The organism is Proteiniphilum sp. UBA5384 (assembly GCF_002410825.1).
Classification (GTDB): domain Bacteria; phylum Bacteroidota; class Bacteroidia; order Bacteroidales; family Dysgonomonadaceae; genus Proteiniphilum.
Genome location: NZ_DHOS01000072.1, coordinates 1 through 2,756 on the forward strand (window position 1 = coordinate 1; position 2,756 = coordinate 2,756).

Sequence of the window (2,756 nt, forward strand, 5' to 3'; positions counted from 1 at the left end):
TATGATAAAACCCCTTTTCCATCTGTCGCCACGGTTCTTTGTAGAAGGGGGTTCTTTGTTCCATGGAACGCCAATTAACATAATTCTGGTGTCCGTTGCTTTCCATCAGGCCGATCTGATCCAAACCTGGAAAAGGTTTCAGCCGTGCGGCCACATTTTTGTTCCATTCTACCAAAACAGGATTGACTGTCAAATCTGCACAGAAGCAGGGGATGGAACGATCTGAAGCGGCTTTAGCAATCTTCATCGTCATACTCAGTGTTTTTGCAATGGGCTTTAGTGCTACAGCTTTATAGCCCATTGCAATGCGCTGTACAGTGTCGGCTTCGGTATGGGCTGTCTCATCGGCAGCAAGGCGTACAGGAATATCCGAAACATCCATCTCGCAATTTTCAGGAAACGGTTCTTCAACGATAGCAATCTGATCAAATGCTCCGATCTTTTTAGCATGGTCCAGAAACCTCAAAAAGGTTTCTTTTTCCTCATAACGTCCATTGGCATCAAAATAATAAGGAATCTTTCCCGACTGGGTGTATGGAGTCCGGATATCTTTGAGTACGTTGTGTATTTCCGTTAGGCGCTCCGTATCTTTTTGCAGCATTTCCTGCTGGCTTCCTGCTTGTCCGATTTTGATCTTCATAAAGAAATAGCCTTGCTGTACTTGTGAACGGATATCCAAAGTATTCACATTATAAGAGATCAATGGAATGGCCGCTACCCTCTCGTGTTTTTCCGAAAAAGCGGAACTATATTCACGGGGAATCAATTGGTCAAAGTTACGGATGCCATTTTCTTTGGCATAAAGGAGCCAGAGGGCATTATCTACCGAAACCAGAGCATTGAGAGCAAAAGTTTTGCGCAAAGAGGAGTTGCCGGTGATTCTGATTCCGTATTGATAGATCTCCGAATAAAGGGCGTCAATCAGGTCGACGGGGGATGTATAAGATGTATTCTTAAGCATCTGGAGAGCACGCTCAGTAAGCAAATACATCAATGCATTGCCTCCACTTTCGGAGTATGAGGAGAAAATCCCGGCATCGGACCACAATACACTCTGTGTTCCAAGACCGATTGCATGATTTCCGGAATCAGCCCTCAGGTAGCTGACAGGCTGCCACAATTCCGACAGATACCCTCCCTTAAAGCCGAAGGGTGAAATCAACGGTTCCCTTTCAAAATATGAATCTACGCTTTCAATCCGGATTGATTTTGAGCGTGTTTTTCCTTCAGGGTAGAAATTATTATTAAAACGTGCAGCTCTGGTATCCATACTGAAAAAAGAAGGTTCATAAAGGAATAAGCTTCCTAACGACAAAATACTTTTTCTAAGAAATTGGCGACGACCCGGCTCATCCATCATACTTTTATATCATTTAACATTAGATAAGCTTTATGCAATGTAAGTAAAACACTCTGTCACAAAATTAAAGAACCGTTAATTCATAAAGCAGCAGTTTGCGCATTTCTTATCTCAAAAAACGTCAAACATCAAGGTACTTCAAAACAATATACGCCATTAGCCCCATTCCCGTTTCCACAGCGTTTTCATTGATATCGAACACAGAGGTGTGAAGCGACAAAGATTCCCTACCCTCTTCCCCTACTCCAAGCAAATAAAAAAATGAATCAACAACTTCAGAATAATAAGAGAAATCTTCTGAAGCCATCCATATGTCACATTCCTCAACCTGTTGTTTTCCAAGATATTCCTCCATGAACTTCTCAATTGTTTCAACTACGGAGGCGGGATTGTATAACGAGGGATACCCGTTTCTTATATTGACTTCACAAGTGCATCCCAGACCTTCTGTCACAGATTCTGTTAATTGACGTATCTCTTGCAGCGCTTTTTGCCTCCATTTCTCATCCATTGTCCGAAACGTACCTTCTAACAGTATTTCATCAGGAATAATATTTATGGTCCCGTTTGCTTGAAATTTGCCAAAAGATAAAACGGACGGGATAGCCGGATTATTTTTCCGGCTTATCAATTGCTGGAGTATAACGATCACCGAGGAAGCTGCCAGAACAGGATCAATAATCAGGTGGGGCTGAGCACCGTGTCCGCCTTTTCCTTTTATGGTGATTGATATTTCGTCCATCGAGGCCATGAATTTACCTCTTCTTATCCCCACCTTCCCGGCAGACAAAGTAGGCATCACATGCTGCCCGATTATGAGATTAACATCAGGATCGGTTAACGCCCCTTCACCGATCACTCTGGCAGCACCCCCGGGAAGGATCTCTTCAGCAGGTTGGAATATCAGTTTCACCGTTCCGTTAAACCGATATTCCATCGCTTTCAAAATTTGCGCAACGCCTAGCAATATAGAGGTATGCACGTCGTGCCCACACGCATGCATTACCCCTTTGTTTTTAGATCGATATTCAGTTTCTTTCTTATCTTCTATGGCCAGGGCATCTATATCGGCACGAAGCGCAATTACCTTACCGGCACCAAGCGTTCCCTTAATTGTGGCAAGCACCCCCGTTCCGGCAACAGGATGCCACAAGATCCCCATCTCATCCAGCTTCTTCTTGATATAAGCGGAAGTTTGAACTTCATGGAAAGAGAGTTCGGGATACTGATGAAGATGCCTTCTAACACCGATAATCTCTTCCCTGATATCCGAAGCAATCGATTGAATAGTCTCCTTCAATTCCATACCGTAAAAAATCAGCCTTTACTGTCGTTCAAAAGAAATTCTTTTACAAAAATGTCATCCACCAAATGAGGATACTGGCTAATTACCCGG

The 2,756-nt window shown here is 43.3% G+C and carries 2 protein-coding genes; both read right to left on the reverse strand.

Annotation, left to right across the window (positions count from 1 at the left end; all coding sequences use genetic code 11):
- A partial coding sequence (locus B4G81_RS14055; RefSeq protein WP_294083581.1) for a mandelate racemase/muconate lactonizing enzyme family protein occupies positions 1–1,360 on the reverse strand: 1,360 nt, incomplete at its 3' end.
- Between the two features lie 121 nt (positions 1,361–1,481).
- Positions 1,482–2,666 carry a M20 metallopeptidase family protein gene (locus B4G81_RS14060; RefSeq protein WP_294083583.1) on the reverse strand — a complete coding sequence of 395 codons (1,185 nt, stop codon included), beginning with the start codon at positions 2,664–2,666 and terminating at the stop codon, positions 1,482–1,484.
- Positions 2,667–2,756: the final 90 nt, after the last annotated feature.